Annotated in this window: 22 protein-coding genes; 3 read left to right on the forward strand and 19 right to left on the reverse strand. The window is 27.8% G+C overall.

The annotated features are described in order from the left end of the window. The first annotated feature begins 98 nt into the window (after positions 1–98). From VC03_RS05205 to VC03_RS05215, 3 genes are read left to right on the forward strand one after another with little or no spacing between them, the layout of a single operon-like run. The gene (locus tag VC03_RS05205) at positions 99–701 is read left to right on the forward strand and encodes an ABC transporter ATP-binding protein (RefSeq protein ID WP_046328980.1); all 603 of its coding nucleotides are present in this window, start codon (positions 99–101) and stop codon (positions 699–701) included. After that, positions 691–1,320, forward strand: a complete 630-nt coding sequence (locus tag VC03_RS05210) for an ABC transporter permease subunit (RefSeq protein ID WP_046328981.1) — start codon at positions 691–693, stop codon at positions 1,318–1,320. The genes VC03_RS05205 and VC03_RS05210 overlap by 11 nt, the downstream gene beginning before the upstream one ends. After that, positions 1,317–2,093 carry a MetQ/NlpA family ABC transporter substrate-binding protein gene (locus VC03_RS05215; RefSeq protein WP_046328982.1) on the forward strand — a complete coding sequence of 259 codons (777 nt, stop codon included), beginning with the start codon at positions 1,317–1,319 and terminating at the stop codon, positions 2,091–2,093. Before VC03_RS05210 ends, VC03_RS05215 begins: the two co-directional genes overlap by 4 nt. Before the next feature lie 104 nt (positions 2,094–2,197). Here VC03_RS05215 and rpsT read toward each other — a convergent pair whose 3' ends face one another. The 19 genes from rpsT to VC03_RS06615 form a co-directional block, all read right to left on the reverse strand. Further along, positions 2,198–2,461: a 30S ribosomal protein S20 gene (gene rpsT / locus VC03_RS05220; RefSeq protein ID WP_046328983.1), complete on the reverse strand. Its 264-nt coding sequence runs from the start codon at positions 2,459–2,461 to the stop codon at positions 2,198–2,200. Between the two features lie 67 nt (positions 2,462–2,528). After that, positions 2,529–2,789 carry a hypothetical protein gene (locus VC03_RS05225; protein ID WP_046328984.1) on the reverse strand — a complete coding sequence of 87 codons (261 nt, stop codon included), beginning with the start codon at positions 2,787–2,789 and terminating at the stop codon, positions 2,529–2,531. Further along, positions 2,786–3,709 carry a DHH family phosphoesterase gene (locus VC03_RS05230; protein WP_046328985.1) on the reverse strand — a complete coding sequence of 308 codons (924 nt, stop codon included), beginning with the start codon at positions 3,707–3,709 and terminating at the stop codon, positions 2,786–2,788. Before VC03_RS05230 ends, VC03_RS05225 begins: the two co-directional genes overlap by 4 nt. A 10-nt stretch (positions 3,710–3,719) precedes the next feature. Then, positions 3,720–4,391, reverse strand: a complete 672-nt coding sequence (locus VC03_RS05235) for a site-2 protease family protein (RefSeq protein ID WP_046328986.1) — start codon at positions 4,389–4,391, stop codon at positions 3,720–3,722. Beyond that, on the reverse strand, positions 4,385–4,972 hold the full coding sequence (locus tag VC03_RS05240; protein WP_046328987.1) for a TrmB family transcriptional regulator: 588 nt from the start codon (positions 4,970–4,972) through the stop codon (positions 4,385–4,387). Before VC03_RS05240 ends, VC03_RS05235 begins: the two co-directional genes overlap by 7 nt. Then, a complete protein-coding gene (locus tag VC03_RS05245) occupies positions 4,969–6,282 on the reverse strand; it encodes an MATE family efflux transporter (protein ID WP_052727713.1) in 1,314 nt (437 codons plus the stop codon). The genes VC03_RS05240 and VC03_RS05245 overlap by 4 nt, the downstream gene beginning before the upstream one ends. Position 6,283: 1 nt before the next feature. Beyond that, positions 6,284–7,078 carry an endonuclease/exonuclease/phosphatase family protein gene (locus VC03_RS05250; protein WP_046328989.1) on the reverse strand — a complete coding sequence of 265 codons (795 nt, stop codon included), beginning with the start codon at positions 7,076–7,078 and terminating at the stop codon, positions 6,284–6,286. 41 nt (positions 7,079–7,119) lie between these two features. Next, positions 7,120–7,692, reverse strand: coding sequence for an elongation factor P (efp, locus tag VC03_RS05255; RefSeq protein WP_046328990.1), 573 nt, complete (start codon positions 7,690–7,692; stop codon positions 7,120–7,122). Positions 7,693–7,710: 18 nt separating this feature from the next. Continuing rightward, positions 7,711–8,346 carry an SIMPL domain-containing protein gene (locus VC03_RS05260; RefSeq protein ID WP_046328991.1) on the reverse strand — a complete coding sequence of 212 codons (636 nt, stop codon included), beginning with the start codon at positions 8,344–8,346 and terminating at the stop codon, positions 7,711–7,713. A 12-nt stretch (positions 8,347–8,358) separates the two neighbouring features. Further along, positions 8,359–8,979: an MBL fold metallo-hydrolase gene (locus VC03_RS05265; RefSeq protein ID WP_046328992.1), complete on the reverse strand. Its 621-nt coding sequence runs from the start codon at positions 8,977–8,979 to the stop codon at positions 8,359–8,361. A gap of 13 nt (positions 8,980–8,992) precedes the next feature. Then, a complete protein-coding gene (locus VC03_RS05270) occupies positions 8,993–9,817 on the reverse strand; it encodes a mechanosensitive ion channel family protein (protein WP_046328993.1) in 825 nt (274 codons plus the stop codon). A 10-nt stretch (positions 9,818–9,827) separates the two neighbouring features. Further along, positions 9,828–10,931: a redox-regulated ATPase YchF gene (gene ychF, locus VC03_RS05275; protein ID WP_046328994.1), complete on the reverse strand. Its 1,104-nt coding sequence runs from the start codon at positions 10,929–10,931 to the stop codon at positions 9,828–9,830. Then, positions 10,928–11,446, reverse strand: a complete 519-nt coding sequence (locus tag VC03_RS05280; RefSeq protein ID WP_046328995.1) for a uracil-DNA glycosylase family protein — start codon at positions 11,444–11,446, stop codon at positions 10,928–10,930. Before VC03_RS05280 ends, ychF begins: the two co-directional genes overlap by 4 nt. 5 nt (positions 11,447–11,451) lie before the next feature. Then, positions 11,452–12,219, reverse strand: a complete 768-nt coding sequence (locus tag VC03_RS05285) for an MBL fold metallo-hydrolase (RefSeq protein ID WP_046328996.1) — start codon at positions 12,217–12,219, stop codon at positions 11,452–11,454. An 84-nt stretch (positions 12,220–12,303) separates the two neighbouring features. Continuing rightward, positions 12,304–13,422: a GTPase gene (locus VC03_RS05290; protein ID WP_046328997.1), complete on the reverse strand. Its 1,119-nt coding sequence runs from the start codon at positions 13,420–13,422 to the stop codon at positions 12,304–12,306. After that, a complete protein-coding gene (gene xerA, locus VC03_RS05295; RefSeq protein ID WP_046328998.1) occupies positions 13,415–14,323 on the reverse strand; it encodes a site-specific tyrosine recombinase/integron integrase in 909 nt (302 codons plus the stop codon). The genes VC03_RS05290 and xerA overlap by 8 nt, the downstream gene beginning before the upstream one ends. Next, positions 14,323–16,545, reverse strand: coding sequence for a type I DNA topoisomerase (topA, locus tag VC03_RS05300; RefSeq protein ID WP_237223918.1), 2,223 nt, complete (start codon positions 16,543–16,545; stop codon positions 14,323–14,325). Before topA ends, xerA begins: the two co-directional genes overlap by 1 nt. Continuing rightward, complete coding sequence (gene dprA, locus VC03_RS05305) at positions 16,520–17,359, reverse strand: DNA-processing protein DprA (RefSeq protein WP_052727714.1); 840 nt, start codon at positions 17,357–17,359, stop codon at positions 16,520–16,522. Before dprA ends, topA begins: the two co-directional genes overlap by 26 nt. An 8-nt stretch (positions 17,360–17,367) precedes the next feature. Continuing rightward, positions 17,368–18,093, reverse strand: coding sequence for a tetratricopeptide repeat protein (locus VC03_RS06615; RefSeq protein WP_052727715.1), 726 nt, complete (start codon positions 18,091–18,093; stop codon positions 17,368–17,370). Positions 18,094–18,101: the final 8 nt, after the last annotated feature.

Raw genomic sequence — 18,101 nt, forward strand, 5'->3', positions numbered from 1 at the left:
CCTTTAATTTCTTAATTGTTAAAAGAATATTTTTTTAATTTGTAAAATATACTTGAAATTTGTTATTGTAAATAATACTATACAATTAAGGAGGCAAAATGATTAAAGTTACTAATTTAAAAAAACAATTGCCAGAATTCTGTATTGACTTAAATTTCACTATACAAAAATCATGTATATTTGGAATAGTTGGTAGATCTGGTAGTGGTAAAACAACCACTTTAAAAATGCTACAAGGTCTTTTAAAGTATGATAGTGGCAATATACAACTAGATGGAAGTAGTAATTTAATATTCCAAGATTTTAATTTGTTAAATAATTTAAATGTATTTGACAATGTTAATCTGGCTCTTAAATTAAAGGGTATAAAAGAAAAAGATACTGTAGTTGAAATTTTAAGTTTCGTAGGTTTAAAAGATTTTATGAATAAGTTTCCTAGTCAATTATCTGGTGGACAAAAACAAAGAGTCTGTATAGCAAGAGCCTTAGTTACAAGACCAGATATCATATTTTGTGATGAACCTACTGCATCACTAGATACAAAAACAAGTTTTGAAATTATACGCCTTTTCAAAAAAATACGAGAAGAGTACAAAACTACCATAGTTATTGTAAGTCATGATCTTGATGTTATTAAATACCTTTGTGATAAGGTTATGATAATGAAAGATGGTAAGGGGTTGATAAAAGATGGACTATGAATTAATACAAGCATTGCGTGAAACACTTATCATGATTACAATACCCACTGTAATATCAATATTATTTGGTATTCCCATAGGGGCTTGTATCTATTTAAAAAATAGATTCAGTATATTTTGTAATATATTCGTAAATACAATAAGAAGTATACCATACTTGCTGTTTGTAATACTCCTAATACCACTTACAAGATTAATATTCTCAACAGCATTTGGTGTTTTACCTGCAACTTTACCCTTATGTTTTGTAGGTATTGCTACTTTTTCAAGATTTGTAGAACAATCATTTTGTGATGTAAATACAGGTGTAATTGAATTAGCAAAATCTATGAAAGTTTCAAATTATCAATTAGTTAGATATTTTTTAATAGTTGAATCAAGACAAAGCTTAGTCCTAGGATTAACATCAAGCATGATAAGTATAATCTCATATTCAACTGTAATGGGTATTGTTGGTGGAGGTGGTATAGGTGACTATGCTATTCGCTACGGATACTATGAATTCAATATGCAAGTTGTATACAAAGCTATTCTTTGTATAGTAATTTTAGTGTTCACTATACAAATATTAGGTAAAAAAATATCAGAGATACTAGATAAGAAAGGAATAGATAAATGAAGAAAATTTTAACAGTATGTTTTAGTATGTTTTTAACAGTATTATCATTCTCAAATGATAAATTAATTAGAATTGCAGCTTCAGTATATCCAATGGAGAAAATTGTAAGAATTGCTGCAAAAGACTTAGAAAAAAAGGGATACAAAGTAGAAGTTAGAGTTTTAACTGACTACAAAACAGCAAATATTGGATTAAACGCTGGAGACTTAGATGCTAACTTTCATCAACATGAACCTTTTATGAATTTTTTCAATAAGAAAGCTAATGCACATTTAGTGAAAGTAAGAGCAATATATGATGTGTATGTTGGATTTTACTCAAAGAAACATAAATCAATTAACCAATTACCTAAAGGTAGTACAATAGCTATACCTAATGATCCAACTAATCAATCTCGTGCACTTTTAATACTACAAAAAGCTGGATTAATTAGACTAAACAAACATAATGGATTAGCTTCAGTAAATGATGTTATATGGACAAAAAATTCATACAAATTTATGCAAATACCTATACCATCATTAGTACAAGCATACCAAGAAGCAGATCTTGTATTTAACTGGCCTTCACATATGAGAAAAATAGGGGTTAGTGTAAAAGATGCATTATTAAAAGAAAAAGATGGTAATAACACATATGCAATAATACTAGCTTCAAGAAGCGATAACAAGAACTCTAAGAAAATTAAGGACCTTGAAAAAGCAATGACAAGTAAAAGTGTTAAAGATTTCCTAAGAAAAGAGTATAAGGAAGAAGGATATCCTGTATTCTAGATGTATATTAAAAATGGGGTTATGATTCAATTCATAACTCTTTTTCTTTACATAAAAAAATGCACTCCCATGAGAGTGCAAAATAATACATTTTTAAAAATTTATTATCCTAGTGCTTTAACTTTTAGAGATAATCTAGACTTGTATCTTGAAGCAGTATTTTTCTTTAATACTCCTTTAGTAACTGATTTATCTAATTCTTTGAAAGCTAATGATAAAGTTGATTTTGCTTCTTCAACATTCTTAGCTTCAACAGCTACAAGAACTTTTTTAACGAAAGTCTTAACTCTGCTTTTTATTGCTTGATTTCTAAGTCTATTTCTTTCTCCTAAAACAACTCTTTTTTTAGATGATTTAGTATGTGCCATTTTTCCTCCTTCATTAATTCAATAGTACCTTACAATATTAACATTTTTTATACAAAAAATCAAGTGTTTAATATCCCCCAATTTTACTATCTAAGATTTTACCTTCTTTGTCTATTCTAACCTCATATTGTTTACCATTTTGCATGGTAACAAAGTGGAAAATGCCGTTTTTTACATAAAATCCCACATCCTTATTATCCACTTTTTTTTGATTTTTTTGTTCTAAATATTCCTTATTCGTAGCATAAAGCTTTTTTCTAAGCCTTATACCATCTACTTGTGTACAAGATAAAACAAAGAACAATAAAAGTATAATTATTTTCTTCATTTTAATAACCTCTTTGTAACTTCTATTATTTCCTCTAACTTCTTATCTGTTTTAAAGCCTGATGCTAATATATGTCCACCACCATTAAATTTAGAAGCTATCATATTTACATCTGGTCCTTTAGATCTAAAGCTACCCTTAATTGTGTTATCACTTTCTTCTTGTAAGAATAATGATACATCAACATCGTCTATAGTCAACATATATTCTGATACACCATCTGTATCATCCTTTGTATATTCACTATCCTTAGGTAAGAAAAAGTACATGAATTTTAAACTTTCATCGTATACACCATTTACTATACTCTTTGAAAAAAGACTCGCCTTCTTTCTTGTTTTAGAGAATAGTACTTGATATATTTTATTCATATTTATACCAGATTCAGCTAATTTTGAAGCAACTAAAAATGTTTTATCTGTAACATTGTTATGCTTAAAATTACCAGTATCATTTATTATACCTAAATACATATATGTTGCTATTTTCTTATCTAGAGTAATATTAAATACATCTAAAAATCTATATATTAACTCTGATGCTGATGAAATATCTACAACGTAATTTATATCAAAATATTTTTTGTTACTTATGTGATGATCTATGGCTATAGTTTTTTTAGCCTTACTTATACTTTCAGTGTCTATAGCAACCCTTTCAATATTAGCAACATCTAAAGAGATTAATAAGTCTATTTCATCATTTACTTTATCATATATTTTAGGTAAATAGTCTAGTTTTTCCAAATACTTTGGCAATTCATCATTTATACAAACCTTTACTTGCTTAGTTGCATCCATTTTTTCTATCATATATTTAAACGCTACACAAGCACCTATACAATCTCCATCTGGTCTAACATGACCAACCAATACAATCTTATTAGCCTTTAATATTTCTTCCTTTATTTTTTCTAACATTCCATACACCTCATATATATTTAAATACATCCTGTATCATTACTATTATAGTCAAAGTTATTAAGAATAAAAAGCCTATAACATATATCTTTTCTTCTAATTTTTTATCTATTTTAACACCCACCATTTTTATTAATGTTAAATAGATTCTACTTCCATCAAGCCCTGGTATAGGTAGTAGGTTTATTATCCCAAGATTTATTGAGATGATAATAAGTAAAAAGGCACTTCCTTTAAATATTCCTAGAGCCTTTGTAGTGCTTACAACAGCACTATGTATACCAATAGGACCTGATAAGTCTTTTAATCCTGTTATATGTAAAAATGCTTCTACCATCTTGTATATCACACCTGTTAAGGAAACAAATGCTTTTACCACATCAAACTTACTAAAGTATAGTATTAATATATACGCTAAAAGAAAGTTCATAAATATTCCTGCAAGCATTATTACAATTTGACGTGGTTTACTAGTATTTTCTAAGCTTTCCTCATCTAATTTTACATAACCACCTAGTGGTAATAGTCTTATAGAGAATTTATTATACCCAAATATTTTAGGCCCCATACCTATTGAAAATTCTAGAACCTTAGTCTTAAAAAATACTGCTGTTAAAAAATGCCCTAATTCATGAACTACTATAACTATGCTTATTATCACTATCGTTAAAACTACTAACATTTAATTCCTTTCACAATCAAGCTATTTCTTGTGTATACAGCATTTGCATATACATCATTAATATTTGCAATTAACGCTATTTCATCATCAACTATGCAAATTAATTTTTCAGTATCATCTGTATTAATATGCTCTATTTTGCTAGTATCTTCAAAATATATATCTGTATATCCAGAAATTACTACCTTATTCTTAGCCTCCATAACCATATCTTTTATCTTTTCCTTTATATTCTCAAGGCCTTCAATATTGAATACTCTTTCATATTTTTCTTTGTTGTACATTTTATCTAAGTCTTGACCTATAGTTTCTAGGATATAGCTATATTCCCTTTTTAGTCTTTTTACTAAGTCTTGGGGATATATGGGGTTATAGTTTTTCTTGTCTGTTTGTGTTGGTATTAGGTATATTATATTCTTTTTAAGTAAGCTTTCTAGACCCATATACACTGTACTTCTAGGTTGATTCATAGCCTTTGATAACTGTGTACCATTTTGACCTTGTTTTTCTAATAACTCTATATATATTAAAGCTTCTATTTCACTAAAACCTATACACATTAATTTTTCTTTTACACTCATATTTTTCTCTTTATCCATTCCTTACTAACATATCTTCTTATACAAGGATATAGCTTTATCAAATCATCAATTCTTGCAACTATATACACGTAGTATACTGATAAGTGAAATACATTAATTGATATATATGTTAAAGGTATTCCGACTATCCACATTATTAATAGTTCAACTACCATACAGAACATTACATCTCCACCTGCACGTAATATACCAGATAAGTACAACATACTATATGAATAGAATACCATGCTTATTGATTGTGAATATACTAATTTTCTAGTAATACTATACATATTGCTATCCAAATTCATAAATCTTAATACTATAGGTGAGAATATATTCAATGCAATTACAACTATTATAGTAAAGATGGTATATAGCTTAAGACAATCATTAGCATATCTATACACTTTTTCTCTATCACTTTTACCTATTTCATTACCAATAATTATTGAACTTGCATTTGATAGACCTATGAATAGTGTGAATAAAAGTCCATTTATCCCTATTACTATCTGTATTCCAGAAAATGCTTCCGTCCCAAGACTACCAAACATCATTACTTTCATTGCATCAGCTATTACCCATAAAAGTTCATGTACAAATGTTAAAACAGATATGGCTAAAAGTTTTTTTGTAAATTCTATGTCTATATCCTTAAACTCTCTAACTTTAGGTAGTATAGGTATTCTTTTTATGATAAGGATAATGTATAGGTATATTGTAGTTACAATTCTTGCTATTAATGTCGCAATAGCTGCCCCTTGTACACCATATCTTGGTATAAGTATCATATTTAAAACTACGTTTATAACAAGGGCTGACATTGAAGAATACAGCGAATACTTTGGCTTATTAATCGCTCTTAATTGCATCGCAAATGAAAAACCTATGGAAAATAGAGGGAAAGTATATATTGAATACTTTAAATATTGTTTTGCATATTCAATAACCATACTATCTTTTGTATAAAATGTTATTACATTTTCTGGGCTATGATTTATTAGTATAAAAAAAGGAAGTGACATTAATAGTCCTAGTCCTATTGTTAATGCCATTATTTTCCTAAGATTCTTATAGTTTTTAACTCCATAATATTGTGCTGCTAGTACATTAGCCCCACTTAGTAAACCATAAACACTGCAAGTGAATATGAAAAATACTTGATTTGCTATTCCTAGTGCACTAATAGCTGATGTCCCTATCTTACCTATCATAAATATATCAACAAAATTTATTAAACTAAATATCATATTTTCAAATGCTATGGGTAGTGCCATTATTAGGATTCTTTTATATATCTTTTTCATGCTAATCCCTTTCATTATTTAACTCAATAAATATTAAAAGATGGTCTGATATATATTTCCTTACTTGTTCATAATTAGACTTTGTAAAATTATACACACCATATCTTTTAGTAAATGCTTTTAAATTTTTTAAATTTAGGAATATGTTGTCATAAGAATTAGCTAAACCTTTTTTAGATAAAGTCGTTTTATCTTCAATTGGATTTAATATATTTACCAGATTAAAATCCTTCTTTAGAATAGAAAAAGCCTTATCATTAGCTGGTAAATTAAAATCTCCTAGTATTATTATATCATCCTGATGTGTTTTATTAAAAAAATACTTATACACTTTTTTGTATTGGCTTGCCTCATAGGCCCTTTGTTTTTCATTTTTACCAAATACTGAATGAACTGGTATTAATACCATATCTAACTTATTAGATTTAATGTAAAAGCCTGATGGTTCTCTTATGAAGTCATCATCTTTGTCTATATAGCTTCCTAAATCTTTAATAATATCTACACTATCTTTTCTGTAAATTACTGCATAATGTTCTTTGTACTTCTTAGTTCCAACAGCTTTTGTCATTATATAATTATAATTATTAAGCCTTTGTTTCAACTCTTCTAAACCTTTATTATTCATAACCTCTTCTAGGGCTATAATATCGAATTTTGAGATTATCTTGCAAAATGCATCATAATCTTTTTTTGATTCTCCTAATCTTTCTGCATTAAATGATGCTAGAGTTATATTTTTAGAAAATGATATTAATTGTATGAATAATATTAAGGCTATTAATATTTTTTTCATAATCTCCTTTTTAAAAAAGACCTCATAGAGATCTTTTATTATTAATTTGCTCTTTCTATATATTCTCCTGTACGAGTATCTATTTTAATTTTATCTCCTATTTTACAGAATAATGGAACTTGTAATTGGTAACCTGTATTTATTGTTGCAGGTTTAGTTGCTCTACCTATAGTATCTCCCTTTAAACCTGGTTCAGTATAAGTTATTTCTCTTATAACTGTATTAGGTAATTCAACACCTACTGGAGTACCTTCATACATTAATACTTGTATTATCATTTCTTCTACTAAATAGTTTACAGCATCTCCTAAATCTTCTTCACGCATACTTATTTGTTCAAAAGTTTCTTGATTCATAAAATTGTATTCATGGTCCATTGCGTATAGAAATTGCATTTGATATCTATCTAGCATAATATCATCCATAATATCTGTAGTTAATACTATTATTTCTTGAGTCTTACCACTAATTAAATCTCTTATTTTAAATTTCATTTCAGCAGCTCTTTGTCTTTTACCTGATGTTGATTGATGTCTTTCTGCTTTTAAAATTATGTATGGAACACCATCCTTTCTATATGTGCTTCCTTGTCTTAATTCCATTGCTGGTTTCATATTTTCCTCCTAAAATTATTAATTTATTTCATATGTTGCTGTAACAGTTACAGAAACATTTTTATCGTTTATAACTAATCTTTCTTGCTTTATTTTAACTATTGAACCTAAGCCTTTAGAATTTTCTTTAGCTAGGTTATATGCCTTATTCTTTGCATCTTTTGAAGCTTTTTCTATTAGAGAATTCGCATTAATTTCTCCATATTTTACATCTATATCTGACAATGATATGTCTGGATATTGTGCACTGAACTTATTAACATCCTCTCTAATCTTCTTTATATCATCTAAATTTTTAGCTGTAAATGTATATACAGATGTTAGATCATATCCTATTACAGTCTTATCATCTTTTTTTGTAATAGGTGTTAAGTCTACCTTATCTTTTGTGTACTTATACTGTATATTATTAGAAATCTTATCTTCCTTATCGTACATTGCTTCATATACACTATCTATTTCTTTTGATGTAGTATCCAATGTCATTGTAAAACTATACTCATCTATGGGTCTTTCCATAGTAGCTGTACCTTTGACTATAACTACCTCACTTTTTTTGTTTATTCTATCTATTGCATTAGAAAATATCGCAACTGATATTATTGCACCCAAAGCTAATATTATTGCAATAACTATATCATACATTTTTTTCATATCTACACATCCTTAATATGATCCATAATAATTTTGATATTCTTCACCTATGGTAGTCGAATCTCCATGCCCAGGATAAACTATGATATCACTATCTAATTTTAATAATCTATTTAAACTATCACGCATCTTGTAGCTATCTCCTGTTGGAAAGTCTACTCTTCCATAAGCCATTTTAAATAAGGTATCACCTGTAAATATTATTTTATCCGATTCAATATAGTAACAAACACTACCAGATGTATGACCTGGTGTATGTAAGACTGTAATATCATCAAATATCACATCATTATCATTTAATTCTACTATTTTAGCATCCTTATTTATCACATACTCTGTACCATTAAATATTCTAGCTAATGAAATACTTGGGTCATATAGCTTTTCCTTATCTTCTTTCCCTATGTAGATAGGAACATCAAAGTTATCTAATAGCTCATTAATACTCAAAATATGGTCAAAATGTCCATGTGTTACAAGTATAGCCAAAAGATTTAACTTATTTTCTTTGATATAACTAACAACTTCACTAATATTATCCCCTCCAGGATCTATTAATAAGCAATCTTGTTTTTTTGATAATAAGTAGATGTTTTCATCTAGCACCGTACTTATGAATCTTTTAATTTCCATAAAAAATCCTTCCTTACTTCATATATACATCTAATTTATTATATGGTATTTCAATATTATTTTCATCAAAAACTTTCTTTATATTTTCTAAAATATAGTATCGGGCTTCTTGGTATTTACCTTTTTTTACATATACTTTAATATCAAAGTCTATTGATGAAGAATTTAAATCTACTACCCCTATTATAGGCTCACTTATAGTATAATCAAATAATTTTTCTTTTTCCCTATTAATTATAGATAATATCAGATTTTTTACTTTTTGTATATCACTTTCGTATGAAACACCAACTTTTAAGTCTAATCTTCGTATATTATTAATATCAATATTCTTTATTTCATTATTTATCAAATTCCCATTAGGTATTATCAAATACTCATTTTGTAGAGTTAAAATAGTTGTATAGAATATTTCAATTTTTTTAATTGTCCCTATATTTGAATTATAACTTATTAAATCTCCAACTTTAAATGGCTTAAATGTTAGTAAAATAACTCCACCACAAATATTACTTATTGTTTCCTTAAATGCAAACCCTAAAACTAGTCCTAATGCACCTACTAAGGCAAAGATACTACTTAAATTTATACCCACTAACTGTAGTATTATTGTTAATAGCACTAACTTTATTACTATATTACTAAGTGAATTAAAAAATGTTCTAACAGCTTTTTCTTTTAAAATCTTGCTATTTACCTTACATAATATTTTATGAAATATACTAGCTATTTGATTAAAAAATATTACTAGTAATATTGCTAATATGACATTAAAAAAATGTAACTTTACATATTTTAATAAATTATCTAAAGATAATAGACTACATACCTCTTTCATGAATATCTCCTTATACATTAAATCTAAAGAACATTACATCTCCATCTTTAACTATATATTCTTTACCTTCTAATCTCATTGCTGCATTTGTCTTAGCACCATTCCATCCTGAATATTCAATAAATTTATCAAAGTCTACTACTTCTGCTCTAATAAATCCTCTTTGTATATCTGTGTGTATTTCACCTGCTGCATTTTGTGCATTTGTTCCTTGCTTTATAGTCCATGCACGTACTTCTTTTTCTCCTGCTGTAAAGAATGTAATTAATCCAAGTAGTTCATAACCCTTAGAAATTAGTCTATTTAAACTAGGTTCTTTTATTCCTAATGATTCTATAAATTCTTTTCTTAATTCTTCATCTTCAATTTCAATTAATTCTGACTCAACTTTTGCAGAAAATACTACTGCTTCACTCATATTTTCCTTTGCATACTCTTTAACTATTTTTACATACTTATTCTTATCAGGATCTGCTAAGTCATCTTCTGAAACATTTAGAGCATACATCATTTGCTTTATTGTTAAAAATTGATATTGTTTAATTAATTCTAATTCATCTTCATCTAAATCTAAACTTTTTAGTAACTTCCCTTTTTCTAGGTGTTCTTTACACTTAATTAGTGTGTCTACTAAAAATTTAATATCTTTATTCCCACCTCTTAACATCTTTTGATTCTTAGTTAGATTTCTTTCAACTGTTTCAAGGTCTGAGAATATTAATTCATAGTTAATAATTTCTATGTCTCTTATAGGGTCTATACTACCTTCCACATGTATTATATCATTATTTTCAAAACATCTAACAACTTGACATATTGCTTGAGTATTACGTATATTACTTAAAAATTGATTTCCAAGTCCTTCACCCTTAGATGCTCCTTTTACTAACCCTGCTATATCAACAAATTCTACTGTCGCATTAACAACTGATTTAGGATTAATTAAATCTACTAATTTTTGTATTCTTTCATCTGGAACTGCTACTGTACCTACATTTGGTTCTATAGTTGCAAACGGATAATTTGCTGCCAGTGCGTTTTGTGTTTTTGTTATTGCATTAAATAATGTTGATTTACCTACATTAGGTAATCCTACTATTCCTATTGCTATCATTTATTTACTCCTCTTAATATATCTGCCATTTTCTTCTTTTCGTTATATGTCAAACTTTTAACTTTAAACATATCGTATATAGGGATTAAACCTATTCCGTAAAAATCATATACATTCCCTACACACTTTGAAATATCTATTACTAACTTTTCATTTTTTGTATTTGTATAGTATTTGTATAAGTAGTTAAAGACTTCTTCCCCTATACATACTATATATTTAGGTTTAACTAAGTATATTTCTTGTAATAGATATATCATGCTCTCTTTTCTTTCACTTTCTTCCACCAAATTTAGTGGTTCATACTTAACTAAGTATGTAAAATAGCAATTGTTTAAGTCTATTTTCACAAAATTAAATATATTACTTAAAACCTTAAAGTTCTCACTTCCAACAAGTTGCTTTTCAAAAGGATGGTCAAATACTACCAATATATCTGCATCCTTATTACCCTCTCCAAAGTATGGAGTATTTTTAGCATATATTTTTATTCCTGTTTCTAATTCTTCCCACATAATACCTACTTTTTAAAATCAAATAGCTTAGTCGCTACTTGCCCTGTTATATTAATTTTAATTCTTTTATCAATTTTTTCTTCAAGTGTCTTATACGCTATATTCGGTGTATTATTCTCTTCGCTAAGATGTAGCAAAAAAATTTCCTTTAATCTGTTATTTGATATATTTTCTAAAAAAGTTGATGCTTCATCATTTGAAATATGACCAACATTACTTTTTACTCTATTTTTTAAATCCCATGAATACCTACCATTTAAAAGCATTCCTAAATCATAGTTGCTTTCAAATGCAATATAGTCACTATCCATACAATTTTGTCTTACAATATTTGTAATCTTCCCTATATCTGTAACATATGATAGTTTTTCATTTTGATAATTAAATGTATAGCCCAAATTATGTTTTGAATCATGCATAACATCAAAATTTTCAACTAATACATTATCTAAAAAAACTTTTCTATCTTCTAGTACTACTATATTATCAGTATTAACATTACCTAATTTTCTTTGTATTTGTCTTAGTGACTCTTTATGAATGTATATAGGAATATTTTGTCTTCTTGATAGAGTACTAACAGACTTCATATGATCACCATGATCATGGGTGATAAAGATAGCATCTATATCCTCTAAATTTTGGTCTATAGTCAAAAGCTTTTCACGTATTTTTTTTACGCTATACCCTACATCAACTAAAATTTTCTTGCCACCTATTTCAATATAGCTACAATTACCTTTACTTCCACTACCTAATACTGCTAATTTCAATTTTATTAAATTCCTTTTCTATTGTGTTTATAGATATATTGTATATTATACCTAATATGATTAATATGAATATTATTTTTTTTATCATAACATTTCATCTTGCCTTTTATTTGCGTACTTTATTTTCTCTCTAACAATTACCTTAACTTCTTCTGGGTGCTTTATACTTAAAGTTACACTACTATTAGCTTCAACATACCCTAGACCTAATATATCTAGTGCATCATCTCTTGTTAGTGATATTTTATCTATTACAAATTTGTGGTTATAGTACTCATCAGTTTCTTCTTTACTTAACAACGTAAAGAAACCATTGGTCATAAGCTCATCTACCTTTTGCTTATTTGTCACATGAAATTGTATATTTTTAGAAGCATAACAGTCTAATTCACATTTATTCTCTACCATAATATATATTAAATTAGAAAATGTTAAGTACTGTCCTTCATTTAATCTCACCTTATTTTTCTGAACAGATTTACTATTTAAAAGTAGTACTGCTTTATCCTTAGGAAGCATCTCATTCATTCTACCTTCTGGAACTATACCAGGTGTATCTATGAATGTTATCTTTATATCCTTGTATTTTACAGTAGTCTTTATACTTCTTTTTGTAGTTCCAGAATATTTTGATGTAGTTAACTTATTAGACCCTATTAATCTATTAAGTAAACTTGACTTACCTACATTTGAGACACCTAGTACACAAACTTTAACTTGTTTTTTACCACATATGTCCTTTATTTTATGTAATATCCCATTTATACCCTCATTTGTTTTAGATGAAACAAAGCAAAAACTTTGAGGAAATATATTGTTTTCTATTATCTTTTTTCTAAACCATGAAGATATTTCTGGCATAGTGTAATTTTTTTCTAGTAAGTCTATCTTGTTTAATACTACTATTGATTCTTTTTCATCTAATAAGTCTAAAATTTCAGTTACCATAGAAGATTCAATATCAACAGCATCAAATATACCAAGCACTATATCTGCTTCTTTTATGCTTGCTATAGCTACATCTTTATACTCTTTTTTACTCATTGTTTCTTCAGGTATCTTACCATAATTTTTTAATCTAAAACAATTTTGACATATTAAATTATCTTGTAATAGAAGCTTTTCAAAGGGTACATATCCTTTTAAATTTTTATCTTCACTTTGTAATTTTTCTCCACAACCTTTACATTGTTTATCACTCATCTACTTCTTCTCCTTTTGAAAATGGCCTTGTTTTTAAATACATCTCTCTTAACTTATTTTTGCTTATATGAGTATAGAATTGAGTGGTTGCAATAGTTGAATGTCCTAATAGTTCTTGAACATAACGTATATCTACACCACTATTTAATAGTTCTGTTGCAAATGTATGTCTAAATACATGGGGTGTAATTTCCTTATCTATACCACTTTTCTTAGCATAGAACTCTATTATTCTTCTTAGTGATCTTGTTGTAAGTCTTCCACCTTTAGAATTACAAAAAACTATATCTTTATCATATATATATTTTTGCTTTTTAGCTTCTATATATTCTTTCAAATATTTTTTTGCTGTATTGCTAAAAAAAGTTATTCTTTCCTTATCACCCTTACCAATTACACGCAATTCTCTTTTATCAATATCTATCATACTTTCAGATAATTCTAATAATTCCATAGATCTTAGTCCACTTGAATAAAGTACCTCTAAAATTGTTCTATCACGAAGACCTAGTATGTTATTTGTATCTATACACTCTCTTAGCTTTGCTATATCATCTTTCAATAAAAAATTAGGCAATTTATTCTCAAACTTAGGTGTACTTACATATATTGCCTTATTTTCTTCTATTACATTGTTTCTTACCAAGTAATCAAAAAAACTTCTAACTGCTGAAACTTTTCTATTAATACTTCTTTTAGAAGACTTTTTTTCTACACTAAGGTAAGCTATAAAGGACCTAAGCGTTATTATCTCAACCTTACTAAAGTCCTTTATCCCCTCATTTTCTTCTAAGTATTCTATTAGTTGCGTTATATCATTTCTATATGATCTTATGGTATTATAGCTTTTACCTAGTATTACCTCGTTATAATAAAGGTATGCATCTAACTGTTTTCTCATTATTTACTCTTCTTTTTTAAGTTTTTAATGTTTTTACAATCTGGATATCCACTACAAGCTAGAAACTTTCCAAATCTTCCTTTCTTTATTGTAAATGGTTTTCCACATTTTTCACATTTACCTGCTTGTTTTATTAACTTTTCATTTTCTTCTTTTTCTTTTAAGATGTATTCGTTAAGTTCTAATACACCTTCATTTTCTTTTATTTCACCCTTTTTTAGCTTTGCTCTAATAAGGGGTGTAAGTGTAATTCTTTTGTTATCTTCACTAAAGTTTTCACTTTCAAGATAAGGTCCGAATCTTCCTATTTTTAAATAGAATTTAACACCTTGTTCTGTGTAGTCTGTAAGTTTACCTTGTTTTTCTTTTAATATCTTTTCTACTTTATCCTTAACTGCTACCTTACCACTTTTTATTTCTTCTTTAGGAACATCTATTCCCTTTAGAGAAATTTTTTCTTCTTCATTAGTTTCACTTATTAAGTATTTACCATATATACCTGTTTTAAGTATCATAGGAAGGCCCTTACTGTCCATTACATCACTAACTACTTTAAGACTTTGCATCTTATTTATATCTTCTTCATATTTTATTACATCTTGGTTTATAGTATTGTAGTATCTAGATAAAATATCGTGCCATTCTTTATGACCTTCTGCTATTTCATCTAACTCACTTTCCATATTAGCTGTAAACTTAATATCCATGATGTTTTTAAAATGTTCTTCTAATTCTTCTTTAACGCTATAACCTTGAACAGTTGGTATTAATTTTTTTTCTTCTATTACTACATACTCTCTTGTAATTAATGTGTCTATTATACTAGCATATGTAGATGGTCTACCTATACCTTCAGATTCAAGTTTCTTTATTATACTAGCTTCTGTAAATCTTGCAGGTGGCTTAGTTACACCTTCTTTTGTATTAACTTTTTCTATTTCTAATTTGTCATTTTCATGTATGTCTGGTAAGTCTTCTGTTAAGATATCTTCTTCTGATTTTTGATATTTATAGTACCCATCAAATGTTATCTTATTTGCTGTCCCTGTAAATTCTAAATTATCTTTTATAGATGTTATTTGCATTTGATCATATTTAACTGCAGCGATTTGTGATGTAATAAATCGTCTAAATATTAGGCTATATAGCTTGTTTTGATCTTTTGATAAGTATCCACTTATTTTATCTGGTTCAAGCTCTATATATGATGGTCTAATACCTTCGTGGGCATCTTGTGCATCACTCTTATTCTTTGATATGTATTTACCAACATACTCTTGTCCTAAATTTTTAACAATATATTCTTTTGCTTTTTCTTGTGCTTCTTTAGAAATTCTTGTAGAATCTGTTCTCATGTATGTTATTAAACCTTTTGTTTGCCCCGCTATATCTAATCCTTCATATAGCTGTTGAGCTATTCTCATAGTTTTAGATGCTGAAAAACCTAAATATGACGCTGCCAATTGTTGCAACGTACTAGTTTTAAATACTAATGGAGGTCTTTGTGTTTTCTTTTTAATTTCCACCTTATTAGCAATTAAATACTTATCAAGTTCTAATTTAAAGTCTTCATCAAAAACTTTATCTACTTTTTTACCATCTATTTTTGATAATTTTAATTCTACACCATTTTTTAATAAGACACTAAATTCCCTATAATTCTTAGGAACAAAATTTTTAATTTCATCTTCTAAATCACAAATTATCTTAAGTGCAACAGATTGTACCCTCCCTGCACTTGCATTTCTATTTACTGTCTTCCATAATAGGGGGCTTATCTTGTATCCCACTATTCTGTCTAATAACCGACGTGTTTGTTGAGCATCAACTAAGTTTAAATCTATTTCTCTAGGTGATTTTATAGCGTGCTTAACGGCTGTTGCTGTTATTTCATTAAATACTATTCTCTTAGTCTTTTCTGGGAATTTTATATAATTAGATATGTGCCACGCTATAGCTTCTCCTTCTCTATCTAAGTCGGACGCAAGATATACAATGTCTGCATTCTTAGATCTAGATTTCAAGTCTTTTAATATCTCACCTTTTCCCTTTATTGTCTTATACTTCGGTATAAATCCATTTTCAATATCTATACCTAATGTTGTTGTTGGTAAGTCTATTACATGACCGTATGAAGCTTTTACTTCATAATTTTTACCTAATATTTTTTCAATAGTTTTCGCTTTAGACGGTGATTCAACTATTACTAGATATTTTTTCACTTTTTTTCCTCCAACCATACTCATAAGCTATGTCATCAGAACTCCTAACAAGTTTTGCAATATTTTTAGCTATTAATTCATTACAACCTTCAAACGACTTGTTAAATATATCAGCTGGGCTAGTATATATTTCTTTGTTGTACATATTAGCAAATTTTGCAGTTATTAATGAACCTCCACTAATATATGACTCTGGTATATACACAAGTCTAGATAAACCTGCTATCAACCGATTTCTAATAACAAAATTGGCTTTTGTTAATTTAGTGTTAGGTTTAAATTCTGATACAACAGTACCATTACAAGATATATATTCTTTTAATTTCATATTTTCAATTGGATAACAACTAAATATATCCGTTGGCAATATTGCTATGGTATTCATACCATATTCTATTGCACTTTTATGTGCTATAGAATCTATACCTCTTGCCATACCACTAACTATTGTTATATCATAATCAGATAACCCCTTTATTATCTTCTTACAAGTAAGTTCCCCTAGTTTTGTATTTTTTCTTGTGCCCACTACAGCTACTTTAAGACTCTCATCAAGTCTTTTACCTTTAAGAAACAAAAATGTTGGAAAATCCTTTAAATTCCTCAAATATTCAGGATATTCATCATCAAAATACGAGATTACTCTAACATCTTCGTCTATAGTATAACTTTTACAATTTTCTATCTCTCTTTTCATATCATCACTTAATTTAGAAAAGTTGGATAATAGTAGGTCCATACTACTGTATTTTTTCATAAGTCTACGTATATCACAATTTCTAATGTTTGTATTAAGTAAATCAATCCATTTCATAACTCTCCTTAATGTGAGCTTAAAACATTGATGTCTTGTTGTATTCTTCTTGAATTATCATGACTTTGATATGTTCTTAAGTAAGATAGGGCTTGTTTGTAATTACCCTTACCCTTGTATGCCATCGCTAAACCTAAATATGTCTTAGGGTGACCAGAATCTCTTTTTAATAATTCATTGTACAATTGTATTGATTTATCAAATCTTCCTATCATTCTTGCTGCTGTTGCTGCTAAATATACATTTCTTGTACTTCTTGACTTATCACGTAATGCCAAATTCATGGCACTTTCATAAAGACCTTCTCTAACATACATCATTGCTAATGAGTGTATTGCTTCTGAATTACCTGTTGCAACTACTTGATTTTCATACTTTTTGTATCTTGCAAAAGTTGCACTATCAAATGTTTTTTCACTTGGTAAACTAGGTAGAGTACCTGTATCTGTTGCTGATAATTCATCATTGTTTTCTGTATCAATACTTTCACCAAGATTATTAATCACATTAGTTGCTGCATCTTTAATTTTTTTCTGTACATCATTTAATACTGACTCAATAGCACGTCTATCATCTTCTGAAGTTACCTTTTTTAGTGCTTCTTTCCCTTTATTTATTGCACTATCATATTTTTTGTTTTGTACATCTTTATCTATATTTTGTAAATCACCAATAATATCAGCAAAAACTAGTGTTGCAATTGAAATATATATTACAACTAATAATCTTTTCATATTCCCTC

Origin of the sequence: Sneathia vaginalis (assembly GCF_000973085.1) — a bacterium.
Classification (GTDB): Bacteria; Fusobacteriota; Fusobacteriia; order Fusobacteriales; family Leptotrichiaceae; genus Sneathia; species Sneathia vaginalis.

Bases quoted from the DNA above. Each gene is read 5' to 3' on its own strand.
- VC03_RS05205 (WP_046328980.1), top strand. From the start codon at position 99: ATGATTAAAGTTACTAATTTAAAAAAACAATTGCCAGAATTCTGTATT.
- VC03_RS05210 (WP_046328981.1), top strand. From the start codon at position 691: ATGGACTATGAATTAATACAAGCATTGCGTGAAACACTTATCATGATT.
- VC03_RS05215 (WP_046328982.1), top strand. From the start codon at position 1,317: ATGAAGAAAATTTTAACAGTATGTTTTAGTATGTTTTTAACAGTATTA.
- rpsT (WP_046328983.1), bottom strand. From the start codon at position 2,461: ATGGCACATACTAAATCATCTAAAAAAAGAGTTGTTTTAGGAGAAAGA.
- VC03_RS05225 (WP_046328984.1), bottom strand. From the start codon at position 2,789: ATGAAGAAAATAATTATACTTTTATTGTTCTTTGTTTTATCTTGTACA.
- VC03_RS05230 (WP_046328985.1), bottom strand. From the start codon at position 3,709: ATGTTAGAAAAAATAAAGGAAGAAATATTAAAGGCTAATAAGATTGTA.
- VC03_RS05235 (WP_046328986.1), bottom strand. From the start codon at position 4,391: ATGTTAGTAGTTTTAACGATAGTGATAATAAGCATAGTTATAGTAGTT.
- VC03_RS05240 (WP_046328987.1), bottom strand. From the start codon at position 4,972: ATGAGTGTAAAAGAAAAATTAATGTGTATAGGTTTTAGTGAAATAGAA.
- VC03_RS05245 (WP_052727713.1), bottom strand. From the start codon at position 6,282: ATGAAAAAGATATATAAAAGAATCCTAATAATGGCACTACCCATAGCA.
- VC03_RS05250 (WP_046328989.1), bottom strand. From the start codon at position 7,078: ATGAAAAAAATATTAATAGCCTTAATATTATTCATACAATTAATATCA.
- efp (WP_046328990.1), bottom strand. From the start codon at position 7,692: ATGAAACCAGCAATGGAATTAAGACAAGGAAGCACATATAGAAAGGAT.
- VC03_RS05260 (WP_046328991.1), bottom strand. From the start codon at position 8,346: ATGAAAAAAATGTATGATATAGTTATTGCAATAATATTAGCTTTGGGT.
- VC03_RS05265 (WP_046328992.1), bottom strand. From the start codon at position 8,979: ATGGAAATTAAAAGATTCATAAGTACGGTGCTAGATGAAAACATCTAC.
- VC03_RS05270 (WP_046328993.1), bottom strand. From the start codon at position 9,817: ATGAAAGAGGTATGTAGTCTATTATCTTTAGATAATTTATTAAAATAT.
- ychF (WP_046328994.1), bottom strand. From the start codon at position 10,931: ATGATAGCAATAGGAATAGTAGGATTACCTAATGTAGGTAAATCAACA.
- VC03_RS05280 (WP_046328995.1), bottom strand. From the start codon at position 11,446: ATGTGGGAAGAATTAGAAACAGGAATAAAAATATATGCTAAAAATACT.
- VC03_RS05290 (WP_046328997.1), bottom strand. From the start codon at position 13,422: ATGAGTGATAAACAATGTAAAGGTTGTGGAGAAAAATTACAAAGTGAA.
- xerA (WP_046328998.1), bottom strand. From the start codon at position 14,323: ATGAGAAAACAGTTAGATGCATACCTTTATTATAACGAGGTAATACTA.
- dprA (WP_052727714.1), bottom strand. From the start codon at position 17,359: ATGAAATGGATTGATTTACTTAATACAAACATTAGAAATTGTGATATA.
- VC03_RS06615 (WP_052727715.1), bottom strand. From the start codon at position 18,093: ATGAAAAGATTATTAGTTGTAATATATATTTCAATTGCAACACTAGTT.